Annotated in this window: 1 protein-coding gene; it reads right to left on the minus strand. The window is 27.8% G+C overall.

What is annotated here, in order from left to right; translation table 11 throughout:
• Window positions 1-24: 24 nt before the first annotated feature.
• On the minus strand, window positions 25-960 hold the full coding sequence (locus tag G3997_RS06030; protein WP_296644414.1) for a YqaJ viral recombinase family nuclease: 936 nt from the start codon (window positions 958-960) through the stop codon (window positions 25-27).
• Window positions 961-1,078 lie beyond the last annotated feature (118 nt).

The raw sequence follows: 1,078 nt of genomic DNA on the forward strand, positions 1-1,078 counted from the left end.
TAATATCCCCCTAGTTTAAATATTTTAATTTACCTTAAATACTCTAGTTTCTGTAGTTTTCATATAATCTTTAACTATATCTGGATAATCATTTTTTAATCTTTTAGAATCTAAAGTACTTCTACTTTGCCACTTCCAGCTTATCTTTCTATCCCCAACATAAGCTACTTCGTGCTCTTTCATCATACTTTGTATTTCTTGTTCTATCTTACTTTTTTCTAGCTTTATTTCTTTTAACATATCGTTTAAAGTATCTAACTTTGAAAGCTTCTTACTTTCTATAAATAAATTTAATGGCTTTTCATCAATATTTTTATATCTATTTTTAAGAAACTTAGAATAATCCTCGCTACCATCAGGAAGTGGTATTTCATCTCCTAATATGTATTTTTTCCAAAACTCCTCTTCCTTTTCCATAATGTAATCAATAAGCTCTTGATCTCTATCCAATTTATATATTTTTATATCTTCATTACCTATTAATGCACATACATAACAATGAGTTGCCCCTGTTACAGCCATATAGTGATAACACTGTATTTGATAATTTATAGGAACTTCCTCACTCCAATCCTTTTTACAAAAGCTATTTGTTACCACACATTCTAAAAATGCATTTTCTGAAACTACTATTTTATCTAAGTTTGCTATTGCATAAGGATATTTATGATTTCTAAGCATTCCATTTAAGTTTCTTACCTTCTTTCCAGTCTGCTTACAAAATTCTTTAGCTACAAATTCCTCTAGTTTTTCACCTAAAATCATTTTCATATTACTATTTACTTCTATATTTTCATCTATCTTATCCATATAAACATTAACACTACTTCTGTATGGATTTAAGTTTAATATACTACTTGCATCACTTCCACCAATGCCATTTTTTCTTAGCTTTAACCATTCTTCCTTTGGCATATTTAAAGTGTTATACTCTATATTTGCATCTAAGTATCTTCTCATAAAGTCTCCCTTACTTATATAACCTTTAATTTAAGTATCTATTTTCAAGTATTTTATCTATAAAATATCTTTGACCCTTACCTGTTATAAGTGGTYTTACCACAACAACTTCTCCATT

It is taken from the genome of Romboutsia sp. 13368 (assembly GCF_018336475.1).
GTDB lineage: Bacteria > Bacillota > Clostridia > Peptostreptococcales > Peptostreptococcaceae > Romboutsia.